The organism is Bradyrhizobium sp. 26S5, assembly GCF_036923295.1.
Lineage (GTDB): Bacteria > Pseudomonadota > Alphaproteobacteria > Rhizobiales > Xanthobacteraceae > Bradyrhizobium > Bradyrhizobium septentrionale.
This window is the reverse complement of the sequence record NZ_CP145948.1, coordinates 4,031,690-4,047,199: the sequence shown is the minus strand read 5'-3', so window position 1 is coordinate 4,047,199 and position 15,510 is coordinate 4,031,690. Positions and strand designations below refer to the sequence as shown.

Here is a 15,510-nt window from a genome sequence, read left to right as displayed (position 1 = left end):
GGCCCAATGATCTCGAACTGGCTTGCTTCCACCCTCGCCCGCCGCAACATCCACTACGGTTGGGTGATGGTCGCCGTGACCTTTCTCGCCGCACTGATCTCGGCCGGCACCGTCGGCGCGCCCGGCGTCTTCATCGTGCCGCTGCAGAAGGAGTTCGGCTGGTCCACCGCCGAGATCTCCTCGGCGCTGTCGATCCGCTTCATCCTGTTCGGACTGATGGCGCCGTTCGCCGCCGCGCTGCTGAACCGCTACGGCCTGCGCAACGTGACGCTGGCGGCACAGCTGATCGTGGTCTCGGGATTGCTCGCCTCCCTCGCCATGACGCAGGTCTGGCAGCTGGTGCTCTTGTGGGGCGTCGTGATCGGGATCGGCACCGGCATGACCGCGCTGGTGCTCGGCGCGACGATCGCGGCGCGCTGGTTCGTCGGACGCCGCGGCCTGGTGGTCGGCATCCTCACCGCGAGCGTCGCGACCGGGCAGCTCGCCTTCCTGCCGCTGCTCGCGACGCTGACCGAGCGTTATGGCTGGCGCGTCGCGCTCGGGCTGGTCTGCGTCATGCTCGGCGTCGCCGCCTTTGCCGTGCTGATGGTGATGCGCGACCGGCCAAGCGACGTCGGCCTGCGCCCGTTCGGCGATGACGGCACCGCGCCCCTCCCCGCGCCGCCGCCGGCCAATACGCCGATCATGGCGGTCGCGCTCGGCACGCTGCGCGATTCCTCGAAATCGTCGGTGTTCTGGATCCTGTTCGCGACCTTCTTCGTCTGCGGCGCATCGACCAACGGCCTGGTCCAGGTCCACCTGATCCCGATGTGTCTCGATTACGGCATCCCGCAGGTGCAGGCCGCCAGCCTGCTCGCCGCAATGGGCATCTTCGACTTCTTCGGCACCATCGTCTCGGGCTGGCTGTCGGACCGCTACGACAACCGCTATCTGCTGTTCTGGTATTACGGTCTGCGCGGCCTCTCGCTGCTGTTCCTGCCGTTCTCCGACTTCACGTTCTACGGATTGTCGCTGTTTGCGATGTTCTACGGACTCGACTGGATCGCGACCGTGCCGCCGACGGTGCGCCTCACGGCGCAGCGCTTCGGCGCCGAGCGTGCCAATCTGGTGTTCGGCTGGATCTTCGCCGGCCACCAGCTCGGCGCCGGCACCGCCGCATTCGGCGCCGGCCTGTCGCGCACCCTCTATCAGAGCTATCTGCCGGCGTTCTTCATTGCCGGCGCGCTCTGCGTGTTCGCCGCGCTGATCGCGCTGGCGATCGCACGGCCGCAACCGAAGCCAGCGGCCGAGCCGAAACCGGCGGCGGCTTGAGGCCCTCGCCTGCGCGACTTGCGCTGGTCAGTACGAGAGGATGGTGCGCATCCCGAACACGATGCTGTCCTTGATCCGATGCGTCTGCGTCGGATCATTGGGGTCGACGGCGCCGCCGCCGGGATGGGCGATGTATTGAAACATCGGCTGCATCGTGAAATTGGCATTCACGACGTGCTGGTAGGTGATCTCGAGGATCGCCTCATAGTCGCGGATCGGATACGCCGTGCCGGTGAAGATCTGGGTATCGCGATCGAGCGCGCGGGCGGCGTCGGAAATCCTGCCGTAAATCCCGGCAATGCCGAACCGGTCGTCCGGATATTTGTCGCTGAAGCCGGTGAACAGGAAGCCGCCGTCGACATAGGTGCTGATGAGGTTGCGGTCCGACGGGCTGACCGAAACTCGCATGAAGAACGCGACGCCCTTGTCCGCGTCCGGCTCAACGCGCGCGAGCAACTGCTCATAGACCATGAAGATGCCGTTGTCCCGTCGCAGCCACCGGGTGTCGCCGGAGCTGTTGGGATCGGCGAGCGACAGCCCGTCGGCCCCGAAGCGCTGATCGGCGAACGACATCATGTGATACCAGCCGCCGCCGGTGATCGTGGCCGGCAGCTTGCTCTCGCCGATCTCGAACTTGTATTTGAGCTGGCCGATCCACCAGGGCGGATCGTTGACGCGGAACAGGATCCCGTGCGGATTGAGGAGTTGCGGATCCTCGGTTCCCTGCGGTGGAGCGGCCGAACCGTCAAACAGCCCCAGATAGGCCGTGAGGCGGTCGGTCAGGCTTGCCTTGATGCGGATCCCGGGCACGGCAAGCGCCGGCGATGGCCCGCCGGTCGGAAGATTGACGCCGGTGATGCCGGGCCAGCCCAACGCCGAATTGATGAAGATGTCGTCGTACTGGCTGTCGATGAACTCGACGTCGGAGCCCTGCTGGCCGACGCGCACCGCGAGCCTGCCGTCCAGGAGCTTCTGCTCGATCCAGAACTCGTAGAGCCGCGTCGCCGGCAGCGACTCGACGCCGGACACCAGAAACAAGTTGCCGACATAGCCCCGCGACAGCCCGTCGCCATGGATCTGGAACATGTTGGCGTGGAAGGTCGCGCCGGTCCAGCCCATCACCTTCTCGAGGTCGATCGTGGTGCCGAGATCGAGACGGCCGGTATAGGCCGCACCGTTGCTCACACCTCCCGAGGTGTTGGTAAACGCCTCGCCGATATAGGTCATGCTGAACTGGTAGCCGGCCTCCTCCGGCGCGGCGCGCGTATCCGCGATCCGATCGGCGACCGGCTTGTCGTCCGCATGCGCCGGGGCGCAGAGCGCGAGGGCCGCGGCCACCAGTGTTGCGCGGGAAAGAGCTCTGCTCATGGGAGATGCCGCGGTGCGATCGCGCTATTTGACGATGCGCAGCCGTCGCATCAGCAGATAAGCCAAGAGCGCCGATCCGACCAACAAGCCAGCAGCCCACAGAAATCCGCTGTCGACATCGGTCAGCGGCAATCCCTTGGTGTTCATGCCGAAGATGCCGGTGACGAGCGTCGGCGGCAGCAGCATCATGGTGACGACGGACAGCGCATGCAGATGCTTGTTGCTCTCCTCCTCGAGCTTGAAGCGCAGCTCTTCCTCGAGAAGGCGGCTGCGCTCGCGCAGTTCGACGATGTCGTGGTCGAGGCCGTCGAGCCGCTGTGCCAGCTTGCCGGCCTGCAACCGCAGCGCCGGGCTGAGATTGTCCATGTTCTTCAGCTCGAGCCGGTGAAACAGCACACGCAAACCGGCGAGCTGGCGATGCAGCCGCACGCAGGTCCGGCGCATCCGCCCGAGCGTGCCGCGCATCTCGGAATTGGTTTCGCCGGCGACCACCCGGTCCTCGATCGCATCGATCTCGGTGCCGATCTTGTCGGCCATGCGGTCCATGGTGTCGGCGACCTCATGGATGATCTTTTCCAGCAGCGCCGCGACGCTCTCGACGCGATAGCCACTTTCGAGCACGCGGCGCGTCGCGTCGACCGCGCAGAGCGCCTGGTGGCGTCCGCTGATCAGGAGACGCTCGGTCATCGCAAACCGAAGGAAGTCGGTCTCCTCGGTCGGAGCATCGATGCTGCGCACCAGATCGGAGAACACGCCATAGACGCAATTGTCGATGGTGTGGATCTGCTGGAATTCGTCGTTCGACAGCAGCAGGTCGCGCGCGAGCTGCGGGATGTGCATGTTGGCGAGCCACGCGCGGGTACGGACATCGCTCAGGTTGAAGTGCAGCCACAACCTTCCGTCATGGCTCGGCTCGATCGGTTTGTCGATTGGAAGCGCCTCGGCACGGCCGTCGTGGTGCAGGCGAAACGCCCATACCAGGCCGGGGACGGCCTCACGCGTCAGCAGCGAGCCGACAGGAGCAGGAGGTGGATCAGCCAGCATGGCCGCTCTCCAAGAGAATCTTCAAGGCAACCGCGCGAAATGACATGCTCAAAAACCCGCCGCCGCGCAAAACCGGGCGGGCGCGTCCTTCGTCATATTGGAGGACGCGCCCGTTACAGTTTTATGTCAGCGACAGCCCTACTCGGCCGCAAGGCCGGTCGGCGTCGCCGCCTCGGCGGCTTCCTTGTTGTAGTCGTGCACCACGCGGCCGAACGGCAGCGTCAGGTCGGCGAGGAAATGGTGCGCGCCGACGACGCGCTTGACCGGGAAATCCGCGACCGGCGCGTTGACATGCGGCACCAGATGCAGCCGGCCCGGCCCGATCCACGATCCCTTGACGACGATGTCGGTCAGGTTGATCGCAACCAGTTGGCAGATTTCGAGATGGCCGTCGACGCCGGGGATCATCTTCAGATTGATCTGCGTCTTCGACAGCGTGGCGCGGGTGATGTCGCCATTGCCCGCCATGCTCTCGTGCTTGTAGCCCATCGTGCCCATCGCAACGAGCTGGCCGGCATATTCCAGCGTGCCGGTCAGCGTGTCCTTGACGATCTCGAGCTTCGGGTGGGCGTACTTCTTCGGAAAGCCCCAGATCTCACGGCCGGCCGCGATCGGCGGATCATCGTCGAGATACATCTGGCAGACGAAGTTGACCTCTTCGCCATGCAGGCGCGCGGGGATCACAAGGCCGGACTCGGTGTAGCTGCCGAAGCCGGAGCTGTCGGGCATCTTGATCCATTCGTAATGCACGATCGCCTGCTCGATCGGCTCCAGCGGCTCAGGCAGGCCGGCACGGATCAGCTCCGGATCGGTCTCATAGGTGATGACAAGGAATTCGCGATCGATGAAGCGGTAGGGACCGGCGGGATAGCTCGGACCGGCGGCCGGCATGGACGGAAGCTTGAGCAGATCTTCCCTGCGCATCGCAATAACCCCCTGTTTGAAAAGCTTGCGCGGAAGCTAACGGCCGAGATTGACAGCGAGATGAGGGATTTCCGTCAGCCGCATGACCCGCGTTTCGCTGATGAGGCCAATGCTAACCATGCAGGCAGGCACGGCGGATGCGCCATGGGCCGACGCGGCGTTTGTCATCACGGCGTCATCGGCGCCCTGAATTCTCGCCGCGAATTTTTTGGAGTGTCTGAGATGGACGCGCGAACCCCTCATTTTGACGATATCGAGCACGCGACGCCCGGCTGGCGCCCCGAAGGCTGCGATCGCGTGGCGCTGGTGCTGCAGGGCGGCGGCGCGCTCGGCGCCTATCAGGCCGGCGTCTACCAGGCGCTGCATGAATCCAACATCGAGCCCGACTGGGTCTGCGGCGTCTCGATCGGCGCGATCAACTCGGCGATCATCGCCGGCAATCCGCCGGAGAAGCGACTGGAGCGGCTGCACACATTCTGGGATCGCATCACCAGCCGCAAGATCTGGCATTACACGCCTGATGGCGACATCTTCCGCAAGGCGCGCAATTTCACCAGCTCATGGCTGACGACGACGCTCGGGCAACCCGGCTTCTTCACCCCGCATCAGACCAATCCGTGGTTCAGCCCGGCCGGCGCGCACACCGCCACCAGCTATTACGACACCACGCCGTTGCGTGAATCACTGCTCGAGCTGGTCGATTTCGACCGCATCAATTCCAAGACAATGCGGTTTGCGGTCGGCGCGGTGAATGTGCTGTCCGGCAACTTCATCTATTTCGACAATGCCCATGACGAGATCATCCCTGAGCACATCATGGCGAGCGGCGCGCTGCCGCCGGCGCTGCCGATGGTGAAGGTCGGCACCGATCATTTCTGGGACGGCGGCATCGTCTCCAACACGCCGCTGCAGCACCTGCTGGACCAGGAAGACAACGCCAACTCGCTGGTGTTCCAGGTCGACCTGTTCTCGGCGCGCGGCGCGCTGCCGCGCGACATCCAGGACGTGATGGCCCGCCACAAGGACATCATGTATTCGTCGCGCACCCGCTACAACACCGACGTCTACCGCAAGACCTACAATCTGCGCACCGCCCTGCACAACGCGTTGGGGAAAATCCCCGACGATCAGCTCTCGGATGAAGAGCGCCAGCTCAAGAAGGCGAACAGCCGGCTGCCCGGAATCACGTTGCTGCAGCTGATCTATCAGCAGAAGGCCTATGAGGGCGACGCCAAGGACCACGAATTCTCCGGCACCTCGATGCGCGAGCACTGGGTGAGCGGACACGAGGACACCAAGCGTTCGCTGAAGCATCGCGAATGGATCAAGATGCCGGAGAACGGCATGGGCATCGTGATCCACGACGTGCATCGGGAGAGCGAGTAGCACGCGTCGTCATTCCGGGATGGTCCGAAGGACCAGACCCGGAATCTCGGGATTCCGGGTTCGATGCTTCGCATCGCCCCGGAATGACGGCGTGAAAAAGCTTACGGCCGCGTCGACATGTTGCCCGGCGGGCCCGGGGTGCGGATCGGTTCGGCCAGACGCGCGAATTCGCAGAGCAGCGAGCGCGTCTTGCGCGGATCGATCACCTCCTCTACCCAGAACTTCTCGGCCGAGCGGAACGGCGAGCGCAGCTTGTTGAGGCGATCCTCGATCTCGCGCAGCTTGGCGGCGGGATCACTGGCCGCGTCGATCTCGGCGCGATAGGCCGCCTCGATGCCGCCCTCCAGCGGCAGCGAGCCCCAATAGGCCGACGGCCAAGCATAGCGCATCGAGAACCGGTTGGCCGGCTGATGCACCACGCCGGCGACACCGAAAGCGTTGCGGATGATGATGGTGCACCACGGCACCGTGCTCTGGTTGACTGCGGCCATCGCCCGCACGCCGTGGCGGATGGTCGCCGACTTCTCCGCCTCGAGCCCGATCATGAAGCCCGGGCAGTCCATCAGATAGACCACCGGTAGATGGAAGGTCTCGGCGAAGTCGACCCACCGCACCACCTTCTGGCAGGCGTCCGCGGTCCACGAGCCGCCATAGTGGAACGGATCGCTGCCGAGCAGCAGCACCGCCCTGCCCTCGATCCGCGCCAGTCCGGTGATCACAGGCCGGCCGAAATTGGCGGCGACCTCGAAGAACGAGCCCTTGTCGACGACGGCCTCGATGATCGGCCGCATCTTGTAGACCTGCCTGCGGTTGCGCGGCACGGCCTTCAGCAGCGCCTCCTCGGCGCGTTCCGGATCGTCGGTGCAGGGAATGGTCGGCGGCAGATCGTAGACCGACGACGGCAGATAGGACAGGAAGCGCCGCGCGTAGTCGAACGCCTCCTCCTCGGTCTCGACCGCCTGATCGATCGCGCCGGCGCGGGTCTGGATGTCGGCGCCGCCGAGCTCCTGCTTGGTGAGGTCCTGACCCAGGCGCTTCACCACCGGCGGACCGGCGACGAACATCGCGGAGCTCTTGGTCATGACCGAGTAATGCGTCGCCGCCAGCCGCGCCGCACCTAAGCCGGCGACCGAACCGAGGCCGAGGCCGACCACCGGCACGCGCGCCAGATTGGCGGTCGTGTACCAGTACCAGCGCGTGCCGCCGACGCCGCCGGGCAGATTGGCGGCGCCCTTGGTCTCGATCGTCTTCACCGAGCCGCCGCCGCCCGAACCTTCAATCACGCGAACGATCGGCAGGCGGAAATCATGCGCCATCTCCTCCGCCATCAGCGGCTTGGCGGAGATCGATGCATCGGCCGAGCCGCCGCGCACGGTGAAATCGTCGCCGACCACCACCACGGTGCGGCCGTCGACCCTGGCGCGGCCGAACACGCAGTTCGCCGGCGTCAGATGCTTGAGTTCGTTGCTCTCGTCATATTCGGCGATGCCGGAGATGGCACCGACCTCGTGGAAGCTGCTCTGGTCGACGAGCTTGTCGATGCGCTCACGAACGGTGAGCCGGCCCTGGTCGCGCTGTCGCTTGACCTTGTCAACGCCTCCCATCTCCCGCGCGAACGCTTCGCGCCGGGCGAGGTCGTCGAGTTCCGGCTTCCAGTTCATTCATTGCCTCCGTCTTGATCATTTTGTTGTTGTTATGGGCGGCGACCGATAGCGATTTGCGTTCGATCCGATTGCTGAAGATATCGCCGTCGGCGCCTTCGAGCAGGCTGCCGAGCGCGGCGGCGAGTTCGACCATTTGCGGTGCGACCTCGCGGTGCAGCCGCTCTTCGTCATACATCGCCGAGAGCAGGCCGATCGTGGTGACCACATAGGTCTGATATTGCGGCGACCACAGCGGCACCGCGACGCCGTTGATATGCGGGCTCCACAGGCCGCAGGCGACGACGTAGCCGTGCTCCTGCAAATGACGGCGGTTGGCCTCGATGCGCGGCGTCAGCATCTTGGCGCTCTCAGGCAACTCGCCTTCCATCTCTGATATCAGCGCGTCGCCGATCACAGGATCGAGCGCGGCCGTGTAGGCATGGCCGGCGGCGGTGGTCGCCATCGAGATGCGGCTGCCGGTGGCCTCATGCAGGCCGAGCGCGTTCGCCGCGCGGGCGAACTCCAGATAGACCATTTGAAAGCGGTCGGGGATCACGAAGCCCACCGTGCCCGGCAATTGATCGGCGACATCCTGCAGGCGCAGCCGGATCAGATTGCGCAGCTGCAGCCCCTTCATCATCGTGGTGCTCATCGCGACCGCACTCGGACCGATCCGATACTTCTGGTCGCGCGGCAGATAGACGAGCTGTCCCATCCGCGTCAGCGTGTGCGTCAACCGCGACACCGTCGAACGCGGCAGGCCGCAGCGGTTCGAGATTTCGAGATTGCCGAGCCGGGCTTCGTGCCCCTCGAAGCACCGCAACACATCGAAGGCGCGCGACACCACCTGGATGACATCGCCATCGCCTGTCTCGCTGGCGAGCATTCCCTGCCTGCTAAGTCGTTCCGAGCGCCGTCCCATTTGTTTTGGCTCCATTCCGTCCTACGGAATAAAATTCCACTTGCAGATGAAGCTACCTCAGGCAATCTGCCGCCACAACAAAAAGCCGCTCGCCGGATGAAATTTCCGCAAGACGGTATCGGAGAGTGGAATGCCAGAGATCAAGGTCGTGACCGAAGTTGCCGGGCGCGTTTGCGCGCTTCCTGTCGAGGCCGGCACCAGCATCGGCGATGGCGACGAGATTGCGTTCGTCGAGGCGATGAAGATGGAAATACCGGTCACATCGACGGCAGCAGGCAGAATCAAGTCGATTCTGGTCAAGATCGACGACGTCATCGCCGAAGGCCAGGCGGTCGCGATCGTCGAGACCTGAGATCTCGCAACCTCCGGCCAGCCGCGACAATCTGTCCGGTGATGCAGCGGCCGAAATCGCCGCCTTGCGTCGGACGTAGCGTTGCCATCGCCGGATCGCGATGCAATCATCCCGCCCGGAAAAAGTTTCGCACAACGAAACAAAGGGAGGGATTATGATCCATCGGCTGATGGCGCTCGCGCCTGCCGCGCTTGCCGGCTTATCCATCATCGCTGCCCTGCCCGCCTCGGCCGAGGACATCAAGCTGCCGCCGACCATGGCGGTGACCGCCTATGACACCGGCACCGCCGGCTTCAACATCGCGGTCGGCGTCGGCAAGATGATGAAGGACAAATACGGCACCGACGTCCGCGTGCTGCCGGCCGGCAACGACGTCGCGCGTCTCGCACCCTTGCGCGCCAAGCGCGCGGTCTCCTCGGCGATGGGATCGGGCACCTACTTCGCGCAGGAAGGCGTGTTCGAGTTCGGCGCCAAGGAATGGGGTCCGCAGCCGCTGCAGCTCATGCTGTCGTCGGTCGACTGCAATTGCGGCGCGCTTGGCGTGGCGGCGGATGCCGGCGTCAAGGAGATGAAGGATCTGCGCGGCAAGCGCGTCGGCTTCGTGGTCGGCTCGCCGGCGCTGAACCAGAACTCGCTGGCGATGCTCGCCTTCGGCGGCCTCACCCAGAACGACGTCAAGATCGTCGAGTTTGCAAGCTATGGCGCGATGTGGAAGGGCCTCATCAACAACGACACCGACGCCGCCTTCGGCACCACGATCACCGGCCCCGCTAAGGAGGCCGAGACCTCGCCGCGCGGATTGATGTGGCCGCCGCTGCCCGCCAGCGACAAGGAAGGCTGGGCGCGGGTGAAGAAGGTCGGCTCGTTCTTCTTCCCGCAAACCGCAACCTGCGGCGCCGGCATCTCACCGGACAAGCCGATTCAGCTTGGCAACTACCCTTACCCGATCTTCGTTGCCTACGCCGCGCAACCCGCCGACCAGATCTATGCGATCACCAAGGCGATGATCATCAACTACGATGCCTACAAGGATTCGGCCCCCGGTGCCGGCGGCCTCAGCGCCGACCGCCAGACCAAGAACTGGGTCGTCCCGGTGCATCCCGGCGCGGTGAAGGCGCTCAAGGAAGCAGGCTACTGGAGCGACGAACAGGACGCGCATAACAATGCGCTGTACAAGCGCCAGGAAGTGCTCGGCGCGGCCTGGACGGATTACGGCAAGTCCAGCCCGCCCTCCGATGAGAAAGCCTTCCTCGACGGCTGGATGAAGGCGCGCGCCGCAGCGCTCGCGAAGGCCAACATGCCTAATGGCTTCGACTGAAAGCTGTTTGGCTGCCGCGAAAACAAGATCATCGAGAGGGAGCGCGATGTCCGACGGCGCGGCCGCGACGGCGAAGAAGGTCGAGTTCGACGATCCGCATCTCTCCGCGGCGGCCGACCTGCAGGAGTCCGAGGTCACGCGCATCCGCACCTTGCGCGGCGCCTGGCGCTGGGCCCTGCTGGTGGCCACGGCTGCGACCATCCTTCTGTGCGTCAACCAGCAATTCTCGCTGCGCTTCTTCATCGATTACACCCAGCTCAACACCGAATATTTCTACGTCCTGATCGCGCTGATGCTGCCGTTCACCTTCCTGATCTTCCCGGGAAGCGAGAAAGCGCCGCTTAACCGGATTCCTTGGTACGACCTGCTGCTGTTCGCGCTGACATTCGGCTCGGCGATCTGGCTGATGGCCAACATCCGCAAGGCGGCGCAGGCCGGATGGGAGTTCGATGGCGCGCCGACCAATGTCATCGTAGCCGGACTGATCATGTGGTTCGTGCTGATGGAGGCGTTGCGCCGCACCGGTGGCTGGAGCCTGCTGCTGAGCGTGTTGCCGTTCACGCTCTATCCGTTGTTTGCCGACGCCAGCTGGCTCGGCCCATTCCGCGGCACGCAGTCGACGCTGCAGCAAACCACGGCCTATCACATGCTCTCCGGCGAGAGCCTGCTCGGCATTCCGATCCAGGCCTTTGCCGACACGGTGATCGGCTTCCTGGTGTTTGGCACCGCGTTGATGATGACGGGCGCCGGAAAGTTCTTCATCAATATCGCGTTCGCGATGTGCGGCACCTTCCGCGGCGGCGCAGCCAAGGTCTGCGTGTTCGCCTCGGGACTGCTCGGCACCGTCGGCGGCAGCATCGTGTCCAACGTGCTTACCGCAGGCACCATGACGATCCCTGCGATGAAGAAGACCGGTTTCACGCCGTCCTATGCCGGTGCCATCGAGGCCTGCGCCTCGACCGGCGCGGTGCTGGCGCCTCCGGTGCTCGGCGCCACGGCGTTCGTGATGGCGCAGTTCATGAACACGAGCTACGCCGACGTCGCGCTCGCCGCGACCATTCCGTCGGTGCTCTACTATGTCGGCCTGTTCGCTCAGGTCGATGCGTACGCCGCCCGCCACAAACTGGAAGGCATTCCGCGCGCCGAGCTGCCGCGGTTCCGCGATGCCTTTATGGAGGGCTGGTATTATCTGTTCGTCATCGTCGTGCTGGTAGTGATGCTGCTCTACTTCAAGCGCGAGAGCCACGCGCCGTTCTATGCCTCCGCCCTGCTCGTGATCCTGCACCAATGGTCGGGCCCGGCGCCGTGGAAGGCCGGCAACACGGCGGTCCTCGCCTTGTCGGTCGCGGTGACGGCGCTGATGCTCTGGTTCGGCGTGCTCAACGCCGTGCTGTGGGGAATGTGCCTGCTTGTAGCGCTCAATGAGTTCTTCCCCGGCAAGAATTGGGGCGGCGGCCGCTGGCTGCAATTCCTCGAGCTGAACGGCAAGACCTTCGTCGAGTTGATCGCGATCCTCGCCGGCTGCGGCCTCCTGATCGGCGCGTTCTCGCTGACCGGCGTGATCTCGAGCCTCGCCAACGATCTGCTCAGCATCGCCGCCGGAGATGCCTTCCTGCTGCTGATCATGTGCGCGATCACCAGCCTGATCCTCGGGCTCGGGCTGACGACGACGTCCTGCTACATCTTCCTCGCCATTCTTGTCGCGCCTGCGCTGGAGAAGCTCGGGCTGAACAAGATGGCCGTGCACATGTTCATCTTCTACTGGGGCATGCTGTCCTCGATCACACCGCCGGTCGCGATCGCCTCCTTCGCGGCGGCCGGCATCGCCGGCGCGCCGGCGATGAAGACCGGATGGGAATCGATGTGGGTCGGCAGCATCATCTATTTCATCCCGTTCTTCTTCGTGCTGAACCCGGCCCTGCTGCTCCAGGGCAGCAACCCCTATCTTGAGGCGCTCGGGTTGACCGGCCTTGCCTGTTTCGGCATCGTCTTCATCTGCGGAGGCATTCAGGGCTACCAGGCCTATGTCGGCGACCTGCGCAGGGCCGGCATCGTGGAATGGCCATTGCGGGTGCTGCTGGTGATCGGCGGCTTCGTGGTGGCGACGCCCGGCGGCGGCATCATGCCCCTGTCGCAGCTCCAGATCACCCTGCTGGGGCTTGCGATCCTCGCCCCGACCACCCTGATCGCGCTGCTGCTGGTGCGCCGCCAGCCGCTGGTTGCGAACCAGTTGCGCGCGCCCTGATTGCGTTGCACAACAGGAGGCGATGAAACAATCGCCTCCGCCTGTCACCGCCAGCACCGTCAACTGGTCCAGCTCGCAGCCGCCGCTGCTGCGGTTTCTGCACACGTGTTACGCAAACTTCCTTCCGGAGGCCGCCGGCGCGGTGGCCGACTACATCCCCGAGCTCGGCAAGGCCGACCCTGCCCATTTTGGCATCAGCCTCGCGACGCTCGACGGCCATGTCTACGAAGTCGGCGATACCAGGGTGCCCTTCACCATCCAGTCGATGTCAAAACCGTTTGTGTTCGCTCTGGCGCTGGACACGCTGGGCGCCGAGCGGGTGGAGAGCGTGATCGGCGTCGAGCCGTCGGGCGACCCCTTCAACTCGATCCGGCTCAATGCCGACAACCACCCGTTCAATGCGATGGTCAATGCCGGCGCGATCGCCTGCTCCGGCCTGCTCCACGCCGACAAGGGCGACGGCGCGTTCGACTTCATCCGCCAGGCGCTCGGCCGCTTCGCCGGCCGCGAGCTCGGCGTCGACGAGGCGGTGTACGCCTCCGAGAGCGCCACCGGCGACCGCAACCGGGCGATCGGCTATCTCTTGCGCACCAACAGCGTGATCACCGACAACGTGCCTGCGGTGCTCGACGTCTATTTCCGGCAATGCGCCATCCTGGTCACCGCGCGCGACACCGCCGTGATGGCGGCGACGCTTGCCAACCGCGGCATCAATCCACTGACCGAAGAGCAAGTGGTGACGCCCTACGCGATCGCGCGCACGCTCTCGGTGATGACGTCGTCGGGCATGTACGACTACGCCGGCGAATGGATCTACCGGGTCGGCATCCCCGCCAAGAGCGGCGTCGGCGGTGGCATTCTGGCGGCGCTGCCGGCCCGGCTCGGGCTCGGCAGCTACTCGCCGAAGCTAGACAAGCACGGCAACAGCGTGCGCGGCATCAAGGTGTGCGAGGCGCTGTCGTCGCATTACGACCTACACATGCTGAACCGCAGCGACGACGCCCGCCACAGCATCATCGCTGACTACAATATTGGTAAGAACCCGTCGCGGCGGGTGCGCCGACCGCAGGAGCAGGAGATCCTGGCGAAGCACTTCCAGGAGGTGCGCGTGATCGAGCTGGTCGGCACGCTGTCGCTCTCCAATGTCGACTATGTCGCGCGCCGCCTCGGTGGCGGGCCGCGGCCAGAGTTCGTGATCTTCGATCTGCGCCGCGTCACCGCGACGACCCGCGCCGGCGCCCGGCTGGTCGCCGAAGCCTTCCAGGAACTGGCCGAGCTCGGCGTCACCGTGATCCTCTCAGGCATCAAGCGGACTTCGCGCGAATGGACCACGATCAGCGAGTGGACCAACCGGCTCGGCAATATCAGGGATTTCTATCTGCTCGACACCGCGATCGAGTGGGCGGAGGACCAAATCGTCTACCGCTATGGCGGCTCGATCGACTTCCTCGAGACGACGGAGCTTGCCGAGCAGCCGCTGCTCGCCGGACTAAGTGAGCAGGAGATTGCCGATCTTATCCCGCTCTGCACGGTCAGGACCTACCAGCCGAATGAGCAGATCATCGCCGCGGGCAGCGAGGCGACCTCGCTGTTCTTCCTGCGCAGCGGCGTGGTCCACGTCACCCTGCCCGACGGCATCCGGCTGGCGACGCTGACCGCAGGCATGGCGTTCGGCGAGATGGGACTGCTGGAGCCGAAGCGGATCGCGGACGTGGTCGCCGACATGTCGGCGACCACGTACGAAGTGACGATCAAGGATTTCGAGCGCTTCCGCGAGCAGCATCCGCGGGCCGGCGAGCGGATCATGCGCAACCTCGCGCAGATTCTCGCCGAGCGGCTGATCCTGGCGAATGCGAAGGTGGATCTGCTGACGTCGGGGTAGATTCCAATCATGCAGCGCGAGGACTTGTACAACTCCGTCATGCCCGGGCTTGACCCGGGCATCCACGTCTTGCTGCTAACCGTGAAGAAAGACGTGGATGGCCGGGTCAAGCCCGGCCATAACGTCGGAGGGTGCATGCGCTCCGGCCTCTCCGCGCGACGCCTTAGCTCACCACTTCCGTCACCGGCTGCATGTCGACCTCGAACGTTTCGAGAAATTTCGACGTCATGATGTAGAAGCCGACCGAGAGCTGCAGCTCGATCAGCGCGGCCGGCGTCAGCATCGCCGCGATCGCCTTGAAGGTCGCGTCGGTCGGTTTCCTCAGCTTGACGATCTCGTCGGTGAAGGTGAGCGCCGCGCGCTGCACCTCGTTGAAGCAGGTCGCGGACTGCCAGTTGTCCAGCGCCGCGTTCTGCTCGTCGGTGACGCCGATATTCTTGCCGATGCGTTTGTGCGCAACGATCTCGTAGGGCGCCTCGCAGAGAATGCCGGTGCGCGTGATCGCAAGCTCGCGCACGATCGGATCGAGTTCGCCCTTGTGGCGGATCGCACCGCCGAGCCGGCAGTATTGTTCAAAGTAGCTCGGCGAATGCGCCATCATGCGGAAGATGTTGGCGTTGCGGTTCTTGTCGAGGATCTCGCGGGTGCGCGGGTTTGCCTTCGCAGGATCGGAGTAGTCGATGCGGGCCATTTCCTAACCTTGATCTTGCCGTTGTTTCTGTCGGGTTCCGAAACACTAGAGCCTTTTCCGTTCCGATGAAATCGGAACGGGGCTCTAGATCCTTGTTTTGACGCGTTTTCTTCACACGAACCGGCACCCACTTCGCTCGAAAACGCTCTGTACAGGCGGCCGTCGCAGGAGCAACACGCGCGAGTCAAATTGCCGCCGCATTCCGAGACAACCTTGTCACAGTCGATATTCGCTGAGTGGGGACTCATCAAAAGCGGATGCTCGACGCGGGGTGTTCCGAGTACAAAAATCTGGCCGTCTTGCGCTCTCTCGGCGCAACGATGAGTCACGCCCAAGTCTAGGGGAAACGCATGAAGGAAGCCACCAAGAGGGCGGCCTCGGAAGCGCTTGCGCAAATGCTGGCGGTGACGGCGATGCTCGTCAT

At 64.5% G+C, this 15,510-nt stretch carries 12 protein-coding genes; 6 read left to right on the top strand and 6 right to left on the bottom strand.

Features of this window, described 5'->3' with window-relative positions; genetic code table 11:
- The first annotated feature begins 6 nt into the window (after positions 1 to 6).
- Entirely contained in the window at positions 7 to 1,311 is a 1,305-nt protein-coding gene (locus V5279_RS18505; RefSeq protein ID WP_338699720.1) for an MFS transporter, read from the top strand.
- Positions 1,312 to 1,338: 27 nt separating this feature from the next.
- On the opposite strand, the gene V5279_RS18500 is transcribed toward V5279_RS18505, so the two are convergent.
- The 3 genes from V5279_RS18500 to V5279_RS18490 form a co-directional block, all read right to left on the bottom strand.
- Positions 1,339 to 2,679, bottom strand: coding sequence for a carbohydrate porin (locus V5279_RS18500; RefSeq protein ID WP_338699718.1), 1,341 nt, complete (start codon positions 2,677 to 2,679; stop codon positions 1,339 to 1,341).
- A gap of 24 nt (positions 2,680 to 2,703) precedes the next feature.
- Positions 2,704 to 3,723 (bottom strand): transporter, encoded by a 1,020-nt coding sequence (locus V5279_RS18495; protein WP_338699716.1) that lies wholly within the window; start codon positions 3,721 to 3,723, stop codon positions 2,704 to 2,706.
- 138 nt (positions 3,724 to 3,861) lie between these two features.
- On the bottom strand, positions 3,862 to 4,647 hold the full coding sequence (locus V5279_RS18490) for an acetoacetate decarboxylase (RefSeq protein ID WP_029078656.1): 786 nt from the start codon (positions 4,645 to 4,647) through the stop codon (positions 3,862 to 3,864).
- A gap of 222 nt (positions 4,648 to 4,869) precedes the next feature.
- On the opposite strand from V5279_RS18490, the gene V5279_RS18485 reads away from it, so the two are divergent.
- Positions 4,870 to 6,033, top strand: a complete 1,164-nt coding sequence (locus tag V5279_RS18485; RefSeq protein WP_338699712.1) for a patatin-like phospholipase family protein — start codon at positions 4,870 to 4,872, stop codon at positions 6,031 to 6,033.
- Positions 6,034 to 6,134: 101 nt separating this feature from the next.
- On the opposite strand, the gene V5279_RS18480 is transcribed toward V5279_RS18485, so the two are convergent.
- Both V5279_RS18480 and V5279_RS18475 read right to left on the bottom strand, forming a co-directional pair.
- The gene (locus V5279_RS18480) at positions 6,135 to 7,694 is read right to left on the bottom strand and encodes an acyl-CoA carboxylase subunit beta (protein WP_338699710.1); all 1,560 of its coding nucleotides are present in this window, start codon (positions 7,692 to 7,694) and stop codon (positions 6,135 to 6,137) included.
- Positions 7,624 to 8,598 (bottom strand): IclR family transcriptional regulator, encoded by a 975-nt coding sequence (locus V5279_RS18475; protein WP_338699708.1) that lies wholly within the window; start codon positions 8,596 to 8,598, stop codon positions 7,624 to 7,626. The genes V5279_RS18480 and V5279_RS18475 overlap by 71 nt, the downstream gene beginning before the upstream one ends.
- 130 nt (positions 8,599 to 8,728) lie before the next feature.
- Between V5279_RS18475 and V5279_RS18470 the strand changes: the two genes are divergently transcribed.
- The 4 genes from V5279_RS18470 to glsA all read left to right on the top strand — a co-directional run bounded on the left by V5279_RS18470 (position 8,729) and on the right by glsA (position 14,395).
- Entirely contained in the window at positions 8,729 to 8,950 is a 222-nt protein-coding gene (locus tag V5279_RS18470; RefSeq protein ID WP_338699706.1) for an acetyl-CoA carboxylase biotin carboxyl carrier protein subunit, read from the top strand.
- A gap of 154 nt (positions 8,951 to 9,104) precedes the next feature.
- On the top strand, positions 9,105 to 10,268 hold the full coding sequence (locus V5279_RS18465; RefSeq protein WP_338699704.1) for a TAXI family TRAP transporter solute-binding subunit: 1,164 nt from the start codon (positions 9,105 to 9,107) through the stop codon (positions 10,266 to 10,268).
- A 46-nt stretch (positions 10,269 to 10,314) separates the two neighbouring features.
- Complete coding sequence (locus V5279_RS18460; protein WP_338699702.1) at positions 10,315 to 12,513, top strand: TRAP transporter permease; 2,199 nt, start codon at positions 10,315 to 10,317, stop codon at positions 12,511 to 12,513.
- A gap of 22 nt (positions 12,514 to 12,535) precedes the next feature.
- On the top strand, positions 12,536 to 14,395 hold the full coding sequence (gene glsA / locus V5279_RS18455; protein ID WP_338699700.1) for a glutaminase A: 1,860 nt from the start codon (positions 12,536 to 12,538) through the stop codon (positions 14,393 to 14,395).
- A gap of 163 nt (positions 14,396 to 14,558) precedes the next feature.
- Here the strand turns inward: glsA and V5279_RS18450 are convergent, their stop codons facing one another.
- Positions 14,559 to 15,086 (bottom strand): carboxymuconolactone decarboxylase family protein, encoded by a 528-nt coding sequence (locus tag V5279_RS18450; RefSeq protein ID WP_338699698.1) that lies wholly within the window; start codon positions 15,084 to 15,086, stop codon positions 14,559 to 14,561.
- Between the last annotated feature and the right edge of the window lie 424 nt (positions 15,087 to 15,510).